Raw genomic sequence first — 19,117 nt, forward strand, 5'->3', positions numbered from 1 at the left:
AAGAATCATTCAGTCTATTTAAAATAACATTCTTGAGTATGGTTATCTAAGTAAAGCAATAATTCCCAAAGTTCAAAACGAAGGAATATTTTGAACGAGGTTAAAGCTCTGCTATAAATGAGTTAAAAATCTGCGGACTATCTATCCCACTCAGATGTCTCATGGAATACAATTCCAGGATATTGTTTAGCCGTATATTCCAAATCCCATGCAGAAGATGAAAAGAATACCGGTCTGTCTTCCTTATCGAAACCAATTCTTGAGGCCTGAGTTCTTAAAAAGTTTTGCATATCCGAAGGGTTTTCTGCGGAAACCCAGCTTGCTTTGGAATAGTTTAAACCTCTGAATTGACAAGAAGCACCATATTCATGTAATAAACGGAATTGGATAACTTCAAACTGTAGTTCGCCTACTGTACCAATTACTTTTCTGTTCCCCGGATTTACGATGAAAAGCTGAGCTACCCCTTCATCGCTTAATTGCATAATACCTTTTTCCAGCTGTTTAGTTTTCATCGGATCAGTATTCTCTAATTCCCTGAAGATTTCAGGAGAAAAGCTTGGAATGCCTAAGACCTGTAATTTTTCGCCTTCTGTTAAAGTATCTCCAATCTTAAAGTTTCCCGCGTCGTATAAGCCAATTACATCTCCCGGATAGGCTTCTTCAACCAAACTTTTACTATCGGCCATAAAACTTGTTGGCGAAGCAAATTTTAATTTTTTATTCAATCTCGTATGAAGATAGAAAGTGTTTCTTTCAAACTTTCCGGAAGTGACTCTGCAGAATGCAATCCTATCTCTGTGATTTGGGTCTAAGTTTGCGTGAATTTTGAAAATAAATCCAGTGAATTTCTTTTCTATCGGCTCTATCATTCTAACATCTGATTCACGGGCCTGAGGGAAAGGAGCAATTTGAATAAATGTTTCTAAAAGCTCTTTAACCCCAAAATTATTAATAGCTGAACCAAAAAATACGGGAGCTAAATATCCAGAACGATACAGATTAACGTCAAACGGTTCAAAAACACCTTCAACCAGTTCGGATTCTTCGCGTAATTTATTTGCCGGAACCTCACCAATCAACTGATCCAATTGAGGATCGGATAAATCATTAATCAGAATGTTATCGTCAGAGATTTCCTTTTTGTTTGCACTATAAAGATTTAAAACTTTATTGTTTAATTGATAAACACCCTTAAACCTATCGCCCATTCCAATAGGCCAGCTTAAAGGACGGGTTGAGATATGCAGTTCCTTTTCAACTTCTTCCAATAAATCGAAAGGATCTTTACCCTCCCGGTCCATTTTATTGATGAATACAATAACCGGAGTGTTACGCATTCTACAAACCTGCATTAATTTTCTGGTTTGTTCCTCCACACCTTTCACACAGTCGATTACCAAAATAACCGAATCAACGGCTGTTAAAGTACGATAAGTGTCTTCCGCGAAATCTTTGTGACCCGGGGTGTCCAGAATGTTGATCTTGGCACCGTTGTATTCAAATCCCATTACAGAAGTAGCAACCGAAATTCCTCTTTGTTTCTCGATTTCCATAAAATCGGAAGTAGCCGTTTTTTCAGCTTTGTTTCTTTTAACAGTTCCCGCTTTCTGAATAGCACCTCCAAAAAGTAATAACTTTTCTGTCAGCGTAGTTTTTCCAGCATCGGGGTGACTGATGATACCAAAGGTTCTTCTCTTATTAATTTCTTGCTCCAACGTCATCTTATCGGGATTTTTTTTAGTGGCGCAAAAATAAGGGAATTAATTGGAGTATCAAAGATCGTATACAATAGGTTACCTATTGAATTAGAAAAGGTTTGCTATGGATGCGTAATTTCTTTATCTGTGATATAATAAGGTTTTAAGGGAGCTCTAAATAAGAGGGTTATGACGATATGTTTCGAATTCCACATTTTTTGCCGCCTAAGAAACACCGTGTTAGATTTTTTAAAATAAGTGCTTATAGTTGGATTTAATAGTGTCAAAAACTTCGTCCATTTTTCCGCCAAGCATCAATTTGGCCATAGATTTTGTCATGCCAACTATTTGGTTTAACTCTATTTTTGGTGGCATAGCCAATGCATTAGGATTTGTAAATACATTTAACATATAGGGTCCGTTATGAGCAAAGGCTCTTTTTATGGCCTCTTCTACATCTTCTGGTTTGTGAATATTTTCACTATGTATTCCCATGGCTTCGCCAACTTTTGCAAAATCAGGGTTTAACATATCTGTTGCATTGTCTTTTAATCCTGCAACCTGCATTTCCAGTCTAACCATCCCCAATGCTCTGTTGTTAAAAATAATGATTTTTATCGGGAGCTTGTATTGATTTATCGTTGCCAGATCGCCCAATAACATAGATAAACCTCCATCTCCACAAAGTGCTATAACCTGCCTTTCGGGGTGCGAAAGTGCCGCGCCAATTGCCATAGGCATTGCATTCGCCATAGATCCATGGTTGAAAGAGCCCAGCATTTTTCTCCTTCCGGTAGATCGGATAAACCGGGCTCCCCAAACACAGGACATGCCGGTGTCTACCGTGAAAATTGTATCGTCATCTGCATGATTACAGATAGTAGAGGCTAAAAATTCGGGCTGTATATTGTCTTCAGAGCCATTGTCTTTTACATAAGTTTCTAAGTTTTCTTTTACTTTTGCGTAAAGTTTAAGCTGGCTTTCAAGAAAGCTACTGTCTTCCTTCTTATTTAAAAGCGGAATAAGTGCTTTTATCGTATCCGCTACATCTCCACAAAGGCCTAATTCCAATATTGCTCTTCTCCCTAATCTTTCAGGAGCGGTGTCTATCTGAACAATCTTGTTTTTGACAGGCATAAAATCTTGATAAGGAAAGTCCGTTCCAAGTAAAATAACCAAATCAGATTCATGCATGGCATGATAAGCAGAAGGGAGTCCCAGTAAACCGGTCATTCCTATTTCATTGGGATTATCATGCTGAATAATCATCTTTCCACGAAAGGAATAACCAACCGGTGCATTTAAATAATTTGATAATTGAATAATTTCATGATATGCTTTTTCTGCACCAACACCACAGAACAATGTTATTTTGTTGTTTTCGTTAATAAGCTGAGCTAATTGGTTTAATTCATTGTCATTTGGCCTGATAACAGGATTGGTAAAGAAAAACTGACTGGATGTCATATTCTCTTCGGCCGGAAGTTCAGATACATCTCCCGGAAGGCCTATTACCGCTGCACCTTTTTTGCTGATGGCATGTTGTATCGCATTTTGTAATATTCTGGGAGCTTGCTTAGCCGTGGTTATCATTTGATTGTACACACTGCAGTCGTCAAAAAGCTTAATTGTATTTGTTTCCTGAAAAAAATCGGTGCCAAATTCGTAGGTGCTAATTGTTGATGCAATTACGAGTAGCGGAACATGGGAACGGTTGGCATCGTATACTCCATTAATCAAGTGGACATGTCCCGGACCGCAACTTCCCGCACAACAAGCTAGTCCATCCAGTTCTGCCTCGGCGGCAGCAGCGTAGGCCCCAACTTCTTCATGTCTTACGTGAATCCATTCAATCTTTCCACTTTTCCTTACAGCTTCATTTAAGTGATTCAGGCTATCACCTGTAACGGCATAGATTCTTTTAAGACCTGCATCAATAAGCCTCTCAACTAACTGCTCCGAAACATTTTTACTCATAATTGATGTTTTTATAAGGGTTAAATGTTTCAACAATAAGGTCTTAAGTTTTGTTTCAACAAAGGGAGGTAGTTGAAAAGGCAGAAGACAAAATAGCTTAAAAAAACAGCCTCACCATATAAGCGAGGCCATTTCATCAAAACTTAAATAAAGTTCTTTTATATTTTAAATATGGGTCTAGTGTCTTTCGAAAGCATTGAAGAAGAAACGTCCTTCAATTTCAGCATTTTCGTCCGAATCAGAACCATGAACAGCGTTAGCATCAATCGATTTAGCGTATTTGTTACGTATAGTTCCTGGCTCAGCTTTGCTGGGATCAGTAGCACCAATTAATTTTCTGAAGTCTTCAACCGCATTGTCTTTTTCTAAAATAGCAGCTACAATAGGGCCCGAAGACATGAAGCTTACTAATTCTCCGTAAAATGGGCGTTCAGCGTGAACGGCATAAAACTGACCCGCTGTTTCAGCTGTCAAGCTGGTATATTTCATTGCAATAATTTTAAATCCTGCAGCGATAATATCATTTAAAATAGCCCCAATGTGTCCGTTAGAGACAGCATCAGGTTTAATCATTGTAAAAGTTCTATTAGTAGCCATAATTTTATTTGTGATGCAAAAATAAGTTTTTAAAATTACATCCTGAAGTATTGCACTTAATATTGCAATCTATTGTGTAACTTCGCAGGAATTTTACAATTGATGACTGATTTAGAAACGCTTAAGGATTTATTAGCAGAACCAAGGAGAATTGTAATTACTACGCATCACCGTCCTGATGGCGACGCAATGGGGTCTTCTTTAGGGTTGTTCAACTATTTTATTCAAAAAGGACATTATGTGAAAGTAGTTGCACCAACCGACTACCCGTATTTTTTGCATTGGTTGCCAAATAATCCAGAAGTAATTATTTATACCGAGAAAGAAGAAGAAAGTAAAAAGCTGGTTGCAGACGCCGAATTGATTTTCTGTCTGGACTTTAATACACTTTCCAGGATAAATGAATTAGGCGAAGAGGTTAGAAAATCTGCGGCTAAGAAAGTCATGATCGATCATCATCTGGAACCTGAAGGATTTGATGATTTTAGACACTGGAGTATCAGTGCCTGTGCTACCGCACAGTTGGTATATGACTTTATTGTAAATGATCTTAAAGACGGAAAATTTATCAATAAAGATGTAGCAACCTGCCTTTATACAGGAATTATGACGGATTCGGGATCTTTTCGTTTTCCTACAGTTACATCAGATTTACATCGGATTGTAGCCAATTTAATTGACGCCGGAGCCGAAAACTGGAGAATCCACCAGTTGGTTTATGATAATTCGACAGAAGGTAGACTTAAATTTTTGGGCTATTGTTTAAGCAGTAAACTGGAAGTGCTCAGGGAATTCAATACCGCAATAATTTACATTTCTAAAGAAGAAATCAGGAAATTTAATATTCAGGTTGGTGAAACTGAAGGAATAGTAAATTATGCTTTATCAATAAACGGAATCAGATTAGCCGCCTTTATAGTGGAAAGAGATGACAAAGTGAAATTATCATTAAGATCTACAGGAGATTTCCCCGCCAACGAAATTTGTAAAAGGTATTTTGACGGTGGAGGGCATAGAAATGCAGCGGGGGGGCAATCTGATTTACCTTTAATAGAAGTAGTTGAGAAATTTAAAAGTATATTGCCGGAATATAAAACCTTATTATTACAGTAAAACAGAAAGTTAAAAAAAGTTAATTTGTATAAAGGATTAAAAGTTTACCTTTATTTAGAATAAGAAATAAAATAGCACATTAGAATTTTAATGAAAAAAGGATTATTAATTATGAGTATGGCTGCATTAGGATTTGCAGCTTGTCAAGGAGGTTTTGAAAAAGGGCCTGCAGGTTTGGAATATAAGATTCATACACACGCTGCCGGAGATTCTATCAAAGAAGGAGACTTCATCAGCTTAAACATTATAGCTAAAACAGACGCAGACTCTGTTTTATATAATTCTTATGAAATGGGCAGAGCTTCGCAGACATTTGTGCCAAAGCCAATGTATGACGGAGATCTTTTTTATGCGATCATGAAGCTTTCTAAAGGAGATAGCGCTACAATTAAAATTGATATTGATTCTGCAGAGAAAAAAGGCCAGCCAAGACCACAAGGTATTAAAGGAAAATACATTATCTATACTTTAAAGGTAGAAGACATTATTAAGAAAGATACTTCGAACGAGCAGGCTTTCGAGCAAAAAATTCAGGAGTTCTTTAAAACAGAAGGCGAAAAATTACAAAAGTCAGAAGATCCAAAAATTGAAAAATATATCTCTTCTAATAAGTTAGAAGCGAAAAAACTTCCTTCCGGATTACAAATCGTGACAGAAAAAGAAGGAACTGGAATTCAACCTAAAGTTGGCGATACCGTTAAAGTTCACTATACAGGTAAATTAACTTCAGGAAAAGTATTTGATACAAGCGTAGCAGAAACAGCTAAGAAAAGTGGTATTTACAATCCAGGAAGAGAACCTTATAGCACACTAGATTTAGCTATCGGGCAAGGAAATGTAATTCCAGGATTTGATGAAGGTGTACTTACGATGAAAAAAGGTGGCAAATCTATTTTTATTATCCCTTCTAAATTAGCTTATGGCGAGCATGGAATGCAGGGAGGAATGATAGGCCCATATACACCACTTGTATTTGAAATAGAATTGGTAGATGTAATCCCGGGCAAAGGAGCTGCTGCTCCGGCACCAGCTGCAGCCGCGCCTGCAGATCCACATGCGGGACACAATCACTAAAAAATAAAACAAAAAAACCTTTCTTTTCGAAAGGTTTTTTTGTTTTATCCAGTTGGTTAGTTTTTAGAAGAGGTGAATGCAATTAGTTCTTACTTTTAACCTCTTTTTGAGGTTTCTTCTTCCTTAAAAATATCAAAGTATCTTGCGGAATGGATACCTTTGGTGCATATATCAAGTTCTGAAATAAAATGATATTAACGGACACCCACACTCATATATATTACGAAGAAGACTTGGAAAGCAGAGATTCTGTGATCCAGAGATGTATAAATAATCATATTACCAGATTGTTTTTGCCGAATGTCAATACAGATTCGATTCCATTAATAGATAATATTTGTGCAGCGTATCCGGGTATGTGTTTCCCTATGTTAGGATTACACCCCTGCGATGTAAAAGAAAGCTATAAAGGGGAGCTTGCTAAAATCTATTCAGCTATTGCTGATAGGAAAATTTACGCGATTGGAGAAATAGGTATTGATCTTTATTGGGACAAATCAACTTTAGATATTCAGCGTATTGCTTTCAAAGAGCAGATTAATTGGGCGAAATCTTTGGAGTTACCTATTGTAATACATTGCAGAGAAGCCTTTGATGAAGTTTTTGAAGTGCTAGAAGAAGAAAAGGATGAAAAACTTCGAGGCATTTTTCACTGTTTTACCGGAAACGGGGAGCAAGCACAAAGAGCAATAGATTTGAATTTTTATTTGGGAATAGGAGGTGTGGTAACTTATAAAAAAGCAGGTCTCGACCAAGTACTCAAATCAGTAGCTCTGGAACATTTAGTACTGGAAACGGATGCACCATATTTAGCCCCTGTACCGTATAGAGGTAAGAAAAATGAAAGTTCGTACCTGATATATGTTGCAGACAAGGTAGCCGAAATATACGAAACGACAATAGAACACATTGCAGAAGTAACCACCGCAAATTCCGTTAAAATATTTGGGGTGTGATGTCTTTTTGCATTAATTTGTAACAGACCAGCTTTAAAGTATTACATGACAAAAATTTTTGTAATTTATACAGGTGGAACGATTGGTATGATTACCGATCCAGAAACGGGTGCTTTAAAGCCGTTTACCTTCGAACAGATAGAAGAAAATGTTCCCGAATTGAAACGGATGAATTGCAAATTAACTATTCATTCTTTTGATCCGATTATAGATTCTTCTAATATGACTCCTGATATTTGGGCATATCTGGCTAAGTTAATAGAGGATAATTACGAAGATCATGATGGATTCTTAATTCTGCATGGCTCCGATACGATGGCTTTTACCGCATCTGCATTGAGTTTCATGTTAGAAGGATTAACCAAGCCGGTAATCTTCACAGGTTCGCAATTGCCAATATCTGAAGTAAGGACAGATGCAAAAGAAAATTTTATTACAGCTTTAGAAATTGCATCGGCTAAGCTTGATGGCCGGGCTCGTGTGCCCGAAGTTTGTATCTATTTCGAAAATAAGCTGTATAGAGGAAATCGTACATTCAAATATAATTCAGCTAAGTTCGAGGCATTCCGATCTCCAAACTATCCGGTTCTGGTAGAGGCAGGTGTGCATATTAAATATAATGATGCCGCTATTGGAAAATGTGAAAATTGTATATTGAAAGTACATTCTAACGTTAACAATAATATTGGTGTTTTGAAACTCTATCCGGGAATAAGCCCGGAAATTGTTGATGTTGTTTTAAATTCAGATGCTGAGGCGATTATTATGGAAAGTTTTGGTACCGGGAACACAACAACAGCAAAGTGGTTTTTGGATAAGTTAGAATCAGCAATAAAAAGAGGTAAGATTATTCTGGATATTTCCCAATGTAAAGTTGGGTCGGTTGAATTGGGTAGATATGAAACTAGCAGCGAGCTGTTGCGGATGGGCGTCGTGAACGGTTACGACATGACTTTTGAGGCTGCGGTTACCAAATTGATGTATTTGCTGGGAAGAAAATATCCAAAAGACAGATTGTTGAGAAGGTTGTCGACCTCAATTAGAGGTGAGCTTACTAAGCATTAATCAAGATATATGAAGGTTCTTCTAAAATTGGAACAGCTAGCAATTTTTATCATGGCGTTTTTGTTAACGCTATATATAGGTTATCAATGGTGGTTGTTCTTTGCCCTGCTTTTATTGCCCGATTTAAGTATGCTAGGATACATTTTCGGAAATAAGACGGGAGCATTGATCTACAATTTTTTTCATCATCAGGGAATTGCACTGTTTTTAATAGCCTTAGGATACGTGGCGATAGATCCGAAAATTACAATGGCAGGCGTTGTCATGTTGGGACATAGCGCAATGGACAGATTATTCGGTTACGGACTTAAATATAATAAAGGATTTAAATACACTCATTTAGGAGAGATAGGGCGTGAAAAATAAAATACAAAATCAACTTCTGAAGATATTTTTTTATAGTATCACTGGAACCTTTGTGCTGGCGGCTTGTAATCGCACAGCAAAAAATACGGCGGCAGAAAGTGATTCGACTGCTACAAATGCAGAAGTTGGTATAAAATTTAATGGAGATACTTCCAAAACAGGAATGGTTTATATCTCAGGTGGAACTTATATGATGGGGGCGGATAACGATCAGGCCAGTGAAGATGAATATCCAAAACATAAAGTTACTGTTTCTCCCTTTTGGATGGATGAGCATGAGGTTACAAATGCTCAATTTGCGGCATTTGTTGAAGCTACAGGCTACATAACTACAGCGGAAAGAAAGCCGGATTGGGAAGAAATCAAAAAGCAGCTTCCTCCAGGTACACCAAAACCGGATGACAGTAAATTGGTGCCCGCTTCTTTAGTGTTTACTCCACCAAATCAGGCTGTTGACTTAAATAACTACGCACAATGGTGGGAGTGGGTTCCTGGTGCTAACTGGAAACACCCGGATGGCCCAGATAGCGATATAAAGGGCAAAGAGAATTATCCCGTTGTCCAGGTAAGTTGGGATGATGCGATGGCTTATTGTAAATGGGCAGGCAAAGATTTGCCTACAGAAGCAGAATGGGAATTTGCAGCCAGAGGTGGATTAATCAATAATATTTACCCTTGGGGGAATGAACATATCAGTAAAGGAAAGGCAAAAGCCAATTCATGGGAAGGACATTTTCCCAATATAAATACGGCAAAAGACGGGTTTGCAGGTTTAGCCCCTGTGAAATCATATGCTCCTAATGGATATGGACTATATGATATGGCTGGTAACGTTTGGGAATGGTGTTCAGATTGGTATCGGAATGATTATTACCAAACATCTACTCAGGCAAATGGTATAAATAATCCAAAGGGACCATCAGACAGCCACGATCCTGATGAGCCTTATATTGCAAAAAGAGTTTCGAGAGGTGGATCTTTTATGTGTAATGATAGCTATTGTTCGGGTTATCGTGTAGCAAGAAGAATGAAAACATCTCCGGATTCGGGAACCAGTAATATGGGATTCAGGTGTGTGAAGCGATAAAGAAGTTGAAAGTTTAAAGTAGAGGGTTAAAAGAAAAGCATTAGCGGATGTGAACGGCTTACTAATGCCTGGTTTATCTTTCGTAAAACTAATAGCTTTCCTGACGACGTTTTGTGACTGAATGTCTTGCATTCGTCCTTTTCAGAAGATGTTGAGAACAATCATTTTTTAGAATTCCACTCCAGAAAAGTAATAACAGGGAAATGGTCTGAAGGATATTTTCCATGGAAGGTATTTGATAAAATCCCCCACTTTTTCACTTTGAAATCTTTTGTTGTGAAAATATGATCTATAACATCATTTCCTTTTAAAAGCTCAGCATTTCCATATTCCTGATACGTAGGATTACCTTCCAATTTAATAGGAGTTTGACTATAGGTATCAAATAAAACATTTGATTGTGCTATTTCTTTATACCATTCTGTACTTGGGTTTCCATTGAAATCTCCGGTTAAAATAACAGGAGTTCCTTTACGCATATTTTTAATCTTTTCCAGAATAAGTTTACTGCTTTCTTTTCTTGCAATATTTGCCTGATGATCATAATGAGCGTTATAGCAATAGAGTTTTTTCTTAGTCTTTTTGTCTTTCAGTAAAATCCAGGAACAGACTCTTCTGTATTTCTGCGCATCCCAACCAAAACTAGGTTTTTCTGGTGTTTCCGAAAGCCAAAAGCTCCCGCTATCCAATAAATCAAATTTGTCTTTTCTATAAAATATTGCGGATTGTTCACCAGTATTTTTACCGTCGTCTCTTCCAACTCCGTATTCACCATAGTTTGGCAATACTTTTTTCAAATCTTCCAGTTGATGAGCAAATCCTTCTTGCGTTCCCAAAATATCGAATTCATAAAATTTTATGATATCACTTATCATTGAGACTCTGTTGGACCATTCGTTGCCAACATCAACTTTAGGGATGTCTAATCTTAAATTGTATGAACCCACCACAAGTTGTGCCTGAACTGCCAACGCAGAAAATGAAAATAGAGTTAGGGTTAGAATATTTCGATAAAATTTACTCATCACGAAGACTGTTTATTACAGCCAAATTAAAAAAATAATAGCTGAATTTCTGTATGTTAAGCCAAAATAGTTGAGTATTTGGCTTATTAGATAAACTAATCTCTTGTAAAAAAACAAGTACTTGCATTGTTGCGATACAACAAAAAAATTATAGACACTATTTAAAATTATTTGCAATGAAAAACAAGTTGAAACCTTTTTCATTGGCCCTTAAATTACCTTTGTTTGTTTTTACAGGAGTTTTAACGGCTAATGGAAATCCCTATTTGGCAAAAAAATCACTGCGTATAGAAGAAAGCGCTCGGATAGAGACTAAGCTTCAACAGCGGGAGATCACAATTACCGGAAATGTTTTTGATGATCAAGGTCCATTAGCTGGAGTGTTTGTGAAGGCAGAGGGGACCGGTAATACATCGATTACTGATGTAAATGGAAACTTTACAATAAAAGCCCTGGCTAACGGTAAGCTAACAGTTAGTTACATAGGTTATGTGCCTCAAACTTTGGATATTAATAATCGGACAAGTATTAAGGTGCAATTGGCTGTTGAATCGAAAAATTTAAATGAAGTAGTAGTTGTAGGGTACGGCACACAGAAGAAAGTGAATTTGACGGGGGCGGTTAGTGTGGTAGGTGGTGAAGAGTTAATCACAAGACAATCTCCAAATACGACATCTTTATTGCAAGGTAGAATGTCCGGAGTGCAGGTTGTTCAGAATACCGGGCAGCCAGGGGCAGAAAAAGCAAATATCCAAATCAGAGGACAGGGAACATTTTCTGGAGTTGGAAATGACCCCCTGATTTTGATAGATGGAGTTGAAGGTTCACTAAACAGTGTGAATCCAAACATGATTGAAAGTATTTCGGTATTGAAGGATGCAGCCTCTGCCTCTATTTATGGTTCCAGAGCAGCAGCTGGGGTTATCTTAGTAACGACTAAAAATGGTAGGGCTGGCAGGTTAAATGTAGACTATACTTTGAATTTAAGTAATCAAAAAGCGACTTCAATTTATAAAGGAATTACCTATTCTCCTGAATATATGGAGCTGTTGAACAAGGCAATTGATCATACGGGTTTAAATGTAGATCAGAAGTACACTCAGGCAGAAATAGATTTATATAGAAATGGAGATCCTGAATTATATCCCAGCTATAATTGGATGGATGCCGTTTTTAGAACAGCACCCATGCAACAACACTATTTGAGTGTTAATGGGGGACAGGAAAAAACAACTTATAATTTTGGTTTAGGTTATCTTAATCAGGATGGTATTTTGATCAATACAAATTATAAAAAGTATGACGCTCAATTCAATTTAAATAGCAATCTGTCTAATAAGGTTACCTTTGGGACAAATATCGCTTTTTCTCAGGGAGCAAGACATGAGTCTGCATTGAATGGGAACTTTGATGGAAATCCTACTGAAGACCAAATTTTAAGTGCTTTAGCAGCGCATCCTACATTTAAACCTACTTTACCAGATGGAAGCGGACGTTTCACAAGTAAAGCTTTTTTAAAGGAAGGAGGGAATAAAAATCCAGTAGCCATAGCAAATAATGGCGGAAGAGATTTACAGCAGTATTATGCACTAGCTTCCGCTAACCTGAAAGTAGATATTTTACCTGATTTGATAGGTGAGGTAAGAGGAGGAGTGAAGTTCAATAATGGTCAAACCGGTGTGCATGTTATTGGCGTACCTACTTATTTGTACATTTTTGATCCAAATCCAACCGTAAATGACTTTCCACGTAATGGGCAGATAAATGGTACTGTAGGGGAAAATAATATGACTATTAGAGACGAAAGAGATATTCAATATACCTTGTATGGAACATTGAAATATCAAAAGACCTTTGCAGAAACACATAATTTCGATATCATGTTGGGAGCGAATCAGGAAAACTTTAAATACAATCGTATGCAAGGTTTCAAAAGAAATGCGCCTGTTTCGGACTTAAAGGAATTAGCAGGTTATTCTCCAACGGGACAAACGGTCACAGGTTACGCTTGGGAATGGGCTTTACAGTCAGTATTCGGAAGGTTAAACTACAATTATAAAGAGAAATATCTTTTGGAAGCCAATTTCCGTTACGATGGTTCATCAAGGTTTATTGGAAAAAATAAATGGGGATTTTTCCCTTCAGCTTCTGTAGGGTGGAGGGTGAATCAGGAAGATTTTCTTAAAGATGTAGAATGGGTTAACAATTTGAAATTGAGAGGATCATGGGGACAACTGGGAAATCAAAATGTAAATAGGACGATAACTCTTGAGAGCCAGCCTTATCCATACCAGGCAGTATTTACCCCTGGCAACTATTATATAGATGGCGTATTGCAGCAGGGTTTAAGAGTTGGTGATTTAAATAATGAAAATATCAAATGGGAAACGACAACTATAACGGATATAGGTGTGGATTTTGATTTGTTAGGAAATAAGCTATTTGGAACTATAGATTGGTATAGAAAATATGCAACAGATATTTTAAGGTCTTTACAAGTTCCTAGCTATATAGGTTTAAATGGGCCAACGGTGAATGATGGTGAAATGAAAAATACGGGTCTTGAATTCTTATTAGGATATCAAGATAGAAGCAGAGAATTTAAATATTCTGTCTCAATGAATTTTGAGACCTATAAGAATACCGTAGTTAAATTTGGAACACGTCAAGTAAACTCGGGTTCAGGTTTATTGACAGAAGAGGGGCTTCCTTACAATTCATACTATATGTACATGTTTGACGGTATTTACCAGAATAGTGACGATATCGCAAATTCACCAAAAACGCCAAACTGGGTACCTAAACCGGGAGATATGAAATATAAGGATATCAGTGGTCCAAATGGGACACCAGATGGGATTATTAATGAATACGATAGGGCAGTAGTTGGAGGAGCTTTCCCTAAATTTAATTACGGATTTACTTTCTCAGCTGAATATAAGCGTTTCGATCTGAGCGCCTTTTTACAAGGTATTGAAGGTAAGAAAATCTACATCAAAGAATGGGGTATTGCTCCATTTAGACAGGGCAGTGTGCCTTCTACGTATTGGAGAGGAGCCTGGGATGGAGAAGGAACTAGCAATACTATCCCTCACATCTTTAATGAAAATTATACGCCGAATACGCAAGTTTCTGATTGGTGGTTGCAAGATGCATCTTATTTAAGATTAAAAAATATACAGCTCGGTTACAGTTTCGCTCCAGAATTGACCAAGAAAGTAGGTATAACCAAATTAAGAGCATATCTATCAGGAGATAATCTGGTGACCTTCACAAAATTCTTTGATGGTATTGATCCTGAAAGATCAGCGGCTAATAGCAGAGGAGCAATTTATCCACAAGCGAAATTGTACTCTTTTGGTTTAAAAGCAACGTTTTAAATGAAAATTAAATGAAAAAGATTGTAAAAATATTCGCATATATAATAGCCGGAGGGATATTTTCCTCTTGTTCGGATTATTTAGATAAAAATCCATTAACAGCCCCAAGCTCAAATAAGTTTTTCAATAACGAAGCAGAGGCAAAAACGGTTTTAATTGGATGTTATAGCGCTCTAAAAGAGCCAATCATATCAAATGGGCCTAATCAGAGTGGTAATACATTGATGTGGGAGAGCCTTTCAGATAATGCTTTAAATACTTCTAATTACGAATCTTTTGATGTAGTAATGCGAGGAGATCATAGTCCATCTACAGGAGGAATTATATCGAAAACATGGGATATTTTCTTTAAAGGAATAGCTGATTGTAACTATTTTTTGGCGAATATAGATCGGGTTCCGGATTTAAGTCAGGCCAAAAAAGATCCTATGAAAGCGGAAGCTATGTTCTTAAGAGCATACTATTACAATGAGTTAACTCAATTATATGGTGATTTGCCCTTGAGAACTACCCCGGCTGTACTTGGGGAGGATTTTCAAAATGTACCCAGATCTCCTAAAAGTGCCATAGTAGCACAAATCTTAAAAGATGTAGATTTTGCTATTCAGAATTTGCCGGCAACACTTTATTCCAATGGAAGACCTGTTCAAGGATCAGCAATTGTTTTAAAAACCAGGGTATTATTAAATAACGATAAATTTAAAGAGGCCGCAGAGACAGCGTGGTCTTTAATAGGAAGTGCGTCAAATCCATTTCAGATTTATAAGAATTATTCGGGAATATTTTTTGGAGAGCAGGTGAACAACCCAGAAATAATGTTTTCCGTTCAGTTTAAAGCCCCGGATGACTATCATTCACTCGATCAGGTTATTGGGTCGAGAATGTCGGTATTTCCAACAGTAGAGTTGTTAAATGCCTATGAGCCTAATGATCCACGTAGGACGATGACCATCCTGGAACCAGGTCAACCATGGGCATACAATCCAGCGGGTTTTCAAAGTACAGGTAGTAAAGCAGAAAGCGCCATTCCGTTTAATAATCTGGCATTTAAAAAATGGGTTAATCTATCTATAAACAATGCTTCTGGCGCAACATTAAGTGACCAACACATGGTGAAGATGCGTTACGCTGATTTACTGTTAATGTACGCAGAGGCTATGTTTGAAGACGGACAAGGGACAGACCCAAGAGCATTAAAAGCTTTAAATGATGTTAGGGCGAGGCCAGGAGTAAGTATGCCGGCAAAAACCGCATTAACCCGAGATATTATAAGAAACGAAAGAAGAGTAGAGTTGGCATTTGAAGGGCTGAGATATAATGACTTGATACGTTGGAAAACTGCTGCACAGGTTATTCCTACGCTTATTCATAACAAAGCAAATGCGAAAAGAAGATTTAAATCTTATTATTTTCCCGTTCCAATTGGACAAATGGATATAATGAGAAATGTCTGGGAACAAAATCCAGATTGGCAATAAAACCATGATTTTTATAAAAGGGAATTGGAGTAATCTGATTCCCTTTTTTTATTGCATATATAATATAGTTAAAAGACAATTTAATTTAATAAAAATACAGGGCGAAGCTTTTCCTTAGTGTTGGAAAATTATAAACTATGAATATTAAAAATAAGCTGTTACCATTAACTGTGGTCTTATTGGTATCTCAATTTGGATTTGCTCAGAACAAAGATAGTGAAAGAGTAAAGTCAGAACACGGGATGATAAATATTTCCGAAGAAAAATCTTCCAATAATCAACGAACTAAACATCCGGATGCACAATGGTTTCCCGACGCTGGATTCGGTCTCTTTATTCATTGGGGACTCTCATCTGTGAAAGATTTAGATGCGTCCTGGCCAATGATACCAGGCCGTCCTTTAGTAGATAAAAAGTTGGATGAAGGCGAATTACAAAGAGTTGTTAGAGAAAAAGATTACAATTTAAATGGGGCACCACCAAAAATTACTCCAAATGAATATTGGGCAATGGCAAAGGAATTTAACCCCCAACAATATGATCCTGATAAATGGATTAAGGCAGCTAAGGAGGCAGGCTTCACTTATGCTGTGTTAACATCCAGGCATCATGAAGGGTTTGCGATGTGGCCAAGTAACTATGGCAATTTTAGTACAAAGAACTATATGGGTGGCAAAGATTTAATAAAGCCCTTTGTTGAAGCATGCCGGAAGTACGGGTTGAAAGTAGGACTCTATTATTCACCTCCTGATTGGTACTTTGACAGAGAGTATATGAGTTTTCTATATGGTAGAGTTTATGGAACAAATCCAGGTTTGCCAAAAGTAGATGGAGATCTTAACCCTAGAACAACATATCCAAACGAAGAGCAAAAAAGGAAGCATCAGGAAGCCTACGGAGCAATGGTTAAAGGGCAGATAGAAGAATTGCTGACAAACTATGGAAAGATAGACCTGCTTTGGTTTGATGGTAAGGCACCAATTCCTAATGGAAATAATGTTATTACGCAGGAAGAAATCAGGAGATTGCAACCGGGGATTTTAATGAATCCCAGAATGCATGGTAAAGGAGATTTTATAACTTTTGAAAGGAATCCTCCCAAGGCGGACCCGGGTAGAGACATATGGGCGGAATTTTGTAATCCATGGACAAACAGCTGGGCAAACAGTAATACGGTTCCTTTTAGATCTAACGCGTTTGTTTTGGGCGAACTTGTTGCTGCAAGGGCTTGGGGAGTGAATTACCTGCTTGGCGTAGGGCCTACTAAAGAGGGCTACTTACCACAACCAGCTTATGATAATATGGAAGTTGTAAGGGATTGGATGAAATTGAATGGAAAATCTATCAAAGGAACAAAAAGACTTCCTCTAAACGAGTCTGCAAGCGTTCCGGCAACTGCTTTAGGGAATACACGATACCTTTTTGCAATTCCTGAGTTTAAAAATAATGGGAAATTTGATAAAGACATGTTGCCGCTTAAAGATTTAACAGTGGAACTTACGGCTTCCCAAAATCCGAAATCGGTAAAGTTGTTGGCTACCGGACAAAAACTAGATTATAAGAAAAAAGATAAGACTATTCAGATCATGTTGCCAGTTAGTCTGAGGTCAAAGTTGGTTGATGTAGTAGCTGTAGAACTCTGATTTTTTAAAAAATGAAAAAAACTTATTTATCAATATTGATATTAGGGTTTCTTGGAATAAGTAACTCAACTTATGTAAAGGCCCAGCAGTCTGTAAATTCAGAAGCTATTTTGACTCCTAAACATGGCCCTGAACCAAAAATTAATGGTGCTAAAGTTTTTGGAGTACGCCCGGGACATCCAATAATATACACTATACCAACCTCTGGTCTCAGGCCGATGAAATTCTCAGTTAAAGGCCTTCCAAAAGGAGTAAGTTTGGATGAAAATACCGGAAGATTGTCGGGTGTAATATCAAAGGCCGGAACTTACAATATGTCCATAAATGCTCAAAATGCTCATGGGAAGACAAACCGGGATTTTACGATTATAGTTGGTGAAACGATAGCATTAACTCCTCCAATGGGGTGGAACCATTATAATATATATGGAACCAGGATTACGCAGGAGCAAGTGTTATTGCAAGCGAAAGCTATGGTTTCAACCGGATTAATTAACCATGGCTGGTCTTATATGAATATAGATGATGGTTGGCAGGGAGCAAGAGGAGGTAAACATTTTGCTATTTTACCAGATAGTACTCGTTTTCCAGATATGCAGGGTTTGGTAAATCAAGTGCATGATCTCGGATTGAAAATTGGTACATATTCAACTCCCTGGGTTGAGTCATACGGACATAGAATAGGAGGTTCCGCTATGAACGCCGAGGGAAAATTTGAAAGAACAAAAGAAAATATAGCCAGGAATAAGAAGATTTTACCTTATGCAATAGGCGATTATCATTTTTGGAAGAATGACGCAAAACAATTTGCCGAATGGGGATTTGATTACCTGAAATACGATTGGAACCCGATAGAGTTAAAGGAAACCAAGGAAATGTATGACGCCTTGAGAGATAGCGGGAGAGATATTGTTTATAGCTTATCGAATAGTACGCCTTTTGCGACAATAAAGGAGCTTTCGGAGGTTTCGAACACATGGAGAACAGGAGGAGATATAAAAGACAATTGGAAAAGCTTAAAAAGCAGAATCTTTACACAGGATAAATGGGCACCATTCGCCAGACCTGGACATTGGAATGATCCGGATATGATGATTGTAGGTGTTGTTGGATGGAATTCTGCCGAAAAATGGCCTTCCAAGTTAACTCCTGATGAACAATATACGCATATGAGTGCATGGTGTCTCATGTCTGTTCCATTGTTATTAGGTTGTGATATTTCTAAAATGGACGATTTTACATTGAACCTTCTTACTAACGATGAAGTCATCGCTGTGAATCAGGATCCTCTGGGAAAACAAGCAACCGTGATAAAAAGAGAGGGAGATAAAGGAGTAATGGCTAAAGATTTGGCAGACGGTACTAAAGCAGTTGGCTTATTTAATTTGGAAGATAATGGAGAGCAAACAATTGCATTAAAGTGGTCAGATTTAGGTATTAAAGGTAAGTATATGGTGCGGGATTTATGGAGACAGAAGGATCTGGGCATTTATGAAAACGAGTTTAAAGCAAATGTAGCAGAGCATGGTGTGGTCATGATCTCGGTGCGTAGGGTAAAATAAAAGATGCAGGGAGTCGGAAGGCGGAAGTCCGAAAAGGCTTGTACAAATGCGATAGTCAGCATGTTTTTGATATATCGTAAAATCTACTGATGAA

General features: G+C 37.5%; 14 protein-coding genes. 10 read left to right on the plus strand and 4 right to left on the minus strand.

Translation table 11 applies throughout. The annotated features are described in order from the left end of the window. Positions 1-137: 137 nt before the first annotated feature. From PEDSA_RS18090 to PEDSA_RS18100, 3 genes are all read right to left on the minus strand, one after another. Complete coding sequence (locus PEDSA_RS18090; protein ID WP_013634615.1) at positions 138-1,724, minus strand: peptide chain release factor 3; 1,587 nt, start codon at positions 1,722-1,724, stop codon at positions 138-140. A gap of 225 nt (positions 1,725-1,949) precedes the next feature. Further along, on the minus strand, positions 1,950-3,677 hold the full coding sequence (locus PEDSA_RS18095; RefSeq protein WP_013634616.1) for a ubiquinone-dependent pyruvate dehydrogenase: 1,728 nt from the start codon (positions 3,675-3,677) through the stop codon (positions 1,950-1,952). 177 nt (positions 3,678-3,854) lie between these two features. Further along, on the minus strand, positions 3,855-4,274 hold the full coding sequence (locus tag PEDSA_RS18100; protein WP_013634617.1) for a nucleoside-diphosphate kinase: 420 nt from the start codon (positions 4,272-4,274) through the stop codon (positions 3,855-3,857). 102 nt (positions 4,275-4,376) lie between these two features. Here PEDSA_RS18100 and PEDSA_RS18105 point away from each other — a divergent pair, with 102 nt between their 5' ends. The 6 genes from PEDSA_RS18105 (at position 4,377) to PEDSA_RS18130 (ending at position 9,935) form a co-directional block, all read left to right on the plus strand. Next, complete coding sequence (locus tag PEDSA_RS18105) at positions 4,377-5,387, plus strand: DHH family phosphoesterase (protein ID WP_041537152.1); 1,011 nt, start codon at positions 4,377-4,379, stop codon at positions 5,385-5,387. A gap of 90 nt (positions 5,388-5,477) precedes the next feature. Then, the gene (locus PEDSA_RS18110; protein WP_013634619.1) at positions 5,478-6,461 is read left to right on the plus strand and encodes an FKBP-type peptidyl-prolyl cis-trans isomerase; all 984 of its coding nucleotides are present in this window, start codon (positions 5,478-5,480) and stop codon (positions 6,459-6,461) included. A gap of 188 nt (positions 6,462-6,649) precedes the next feature. Further along, positions 6,650-7,417 carry a TatD family hydrolase gene (locus tag PEDSA_RS18115; RefSeq protein WP_013634620.1) on the plus strand — a complete coding sequence of 256 codons (768 nt, stop codon included), beginning with the start codon at positions 6,650-6,652 and terminating at the stop codon, positions 7,415-7,417. Between the two features lie 45 nt (positions 7,418-7,462). Then, the gene (locus PEDSA_RS18120; protein WP_013634621.1) at positions 7,463-8,482 is read left to right on the plus strand and encodes an asparaginase; all 1,020 of its coding nucleotides are present in this window, start codon (positions 7,463-7,465) and stop codon (positions 8,480-8,482) included. A gap of 51 nt (positions 8,483-8,533) precedes the next feature. After that, a complete protein-coding gene (locus PEDSA_RS18125) occupies positions 8,534-8,848 on the plus strand; it encodes a DUF4260 family protein (RefSeq protein WP_218916224.1) in 315 nt (104 codons plus the stop codon). Continuing rightward, positions 8,838-9,935 (plus strand): formylglycine-generating enzyme family protein, encoded by a 1,098-nt coding sequence (locus tag PEDSA_RS18130; RefSeq protein WP_013634623.1) that lies wholly within the window; start codon positions 8,838-8,840, stop codon positions 9,933-9,935. The genes PEDSA_RS18125 and PEDSA_RS18130 overlap by 11 nt, the downstream gene beginning before the upstream one ends. Positions 9,936-10,096: 161 nt before the next feature. Here PEDSA_RS18130 and PEDSA_RS18135 read toward each other — a convergent pair whose 3' ends face one another. Next, positions 10,097-10,960 carry an endonuclease/exonuclease/phosphatase family protein gene (locus PEDSA_RS18135; RefSeq protein ID WP_013634624.1) on the minus strand — a complete coding sequence of 288 codons (864 nt, stop codon included), beginning with the start codon at positions 10,958-10,960 and terminating at the stop codon, positions 10,097-10,099. A 176-nt stretch (positions 10,961-11,136) separates the two neighbouring features. On the opposite strand from PEDSA_RS18135, the gene PEDSA_RS18140 reads away from it, so the two are divergent. The 4 genes from PEDSA_RS18140 to PEDSA_RS18155 all read left to right on the plus strand — a co-directional run bounded on the left by PEDSA_RS18140 (position 11,137) and on the right by PEDSA_RS18155 (position 19,023). Then, complete coding sequence (locus PEDSA_RS18140) at positions 11,137-14,340, plus strand: SusC/RagA family TonB-linked outer membrane protein (RefSeq protein ID WP_013634625.1); 3,204 nt, start codon at positions 11,137-11,139, stop codon at positions 14,338-14,340. Between the two features lie 11 nt (positions 14,341-14,351). Further along, positions 14,352-15,818, plus strand: a complete 1,467-nt coding sequence (locus PEDSA_RS18145) for a RagB/SusD family nutrient uptake outer membrane protein (RefSeq protein WP_013634626.1) — start codon at positions 14,352-14,354, stop codon at positions 15,816-15,818. Between the two features lie 137 nt (positions 15,819-15,955). After that, complete coding sequence (locus tag PEDSA_RS18150; protein ID WP_013634627.1) at positions 15,956-17,461, plus strand: alpha-L-fucosidase; 1,506 nt, start codon at positions 15,956-15,958, stop codon at positions 17,459-17,461. An 11-nt stretch (positions 17,462-17,472) separates the two neighbouring features. Continuing rightward, complete coding sequence (locus tag PEDSA_RS18155; RefSeq protein ID WP_013634628.1) at positions 17,473-19,023, plus strand: putative Ig domain-containing protein; 1,551 nt, start codon at positions 17,473-17,475, stop codon at positions 19,021-19,023. Positions 19,024-19,117: the final 94 nt, after the last annotated feature.

Source organism: Pseudopedobacter saltans DSM 12145, assembly GCF_000190735.1.
Classification (GTDB): Bacteria; Bacteroidota; Bacteroidia; order Sphingobacteriales; family Sphingobacteriaceae; genus Pseudopedobacter; species Pseudopedobacter saltans.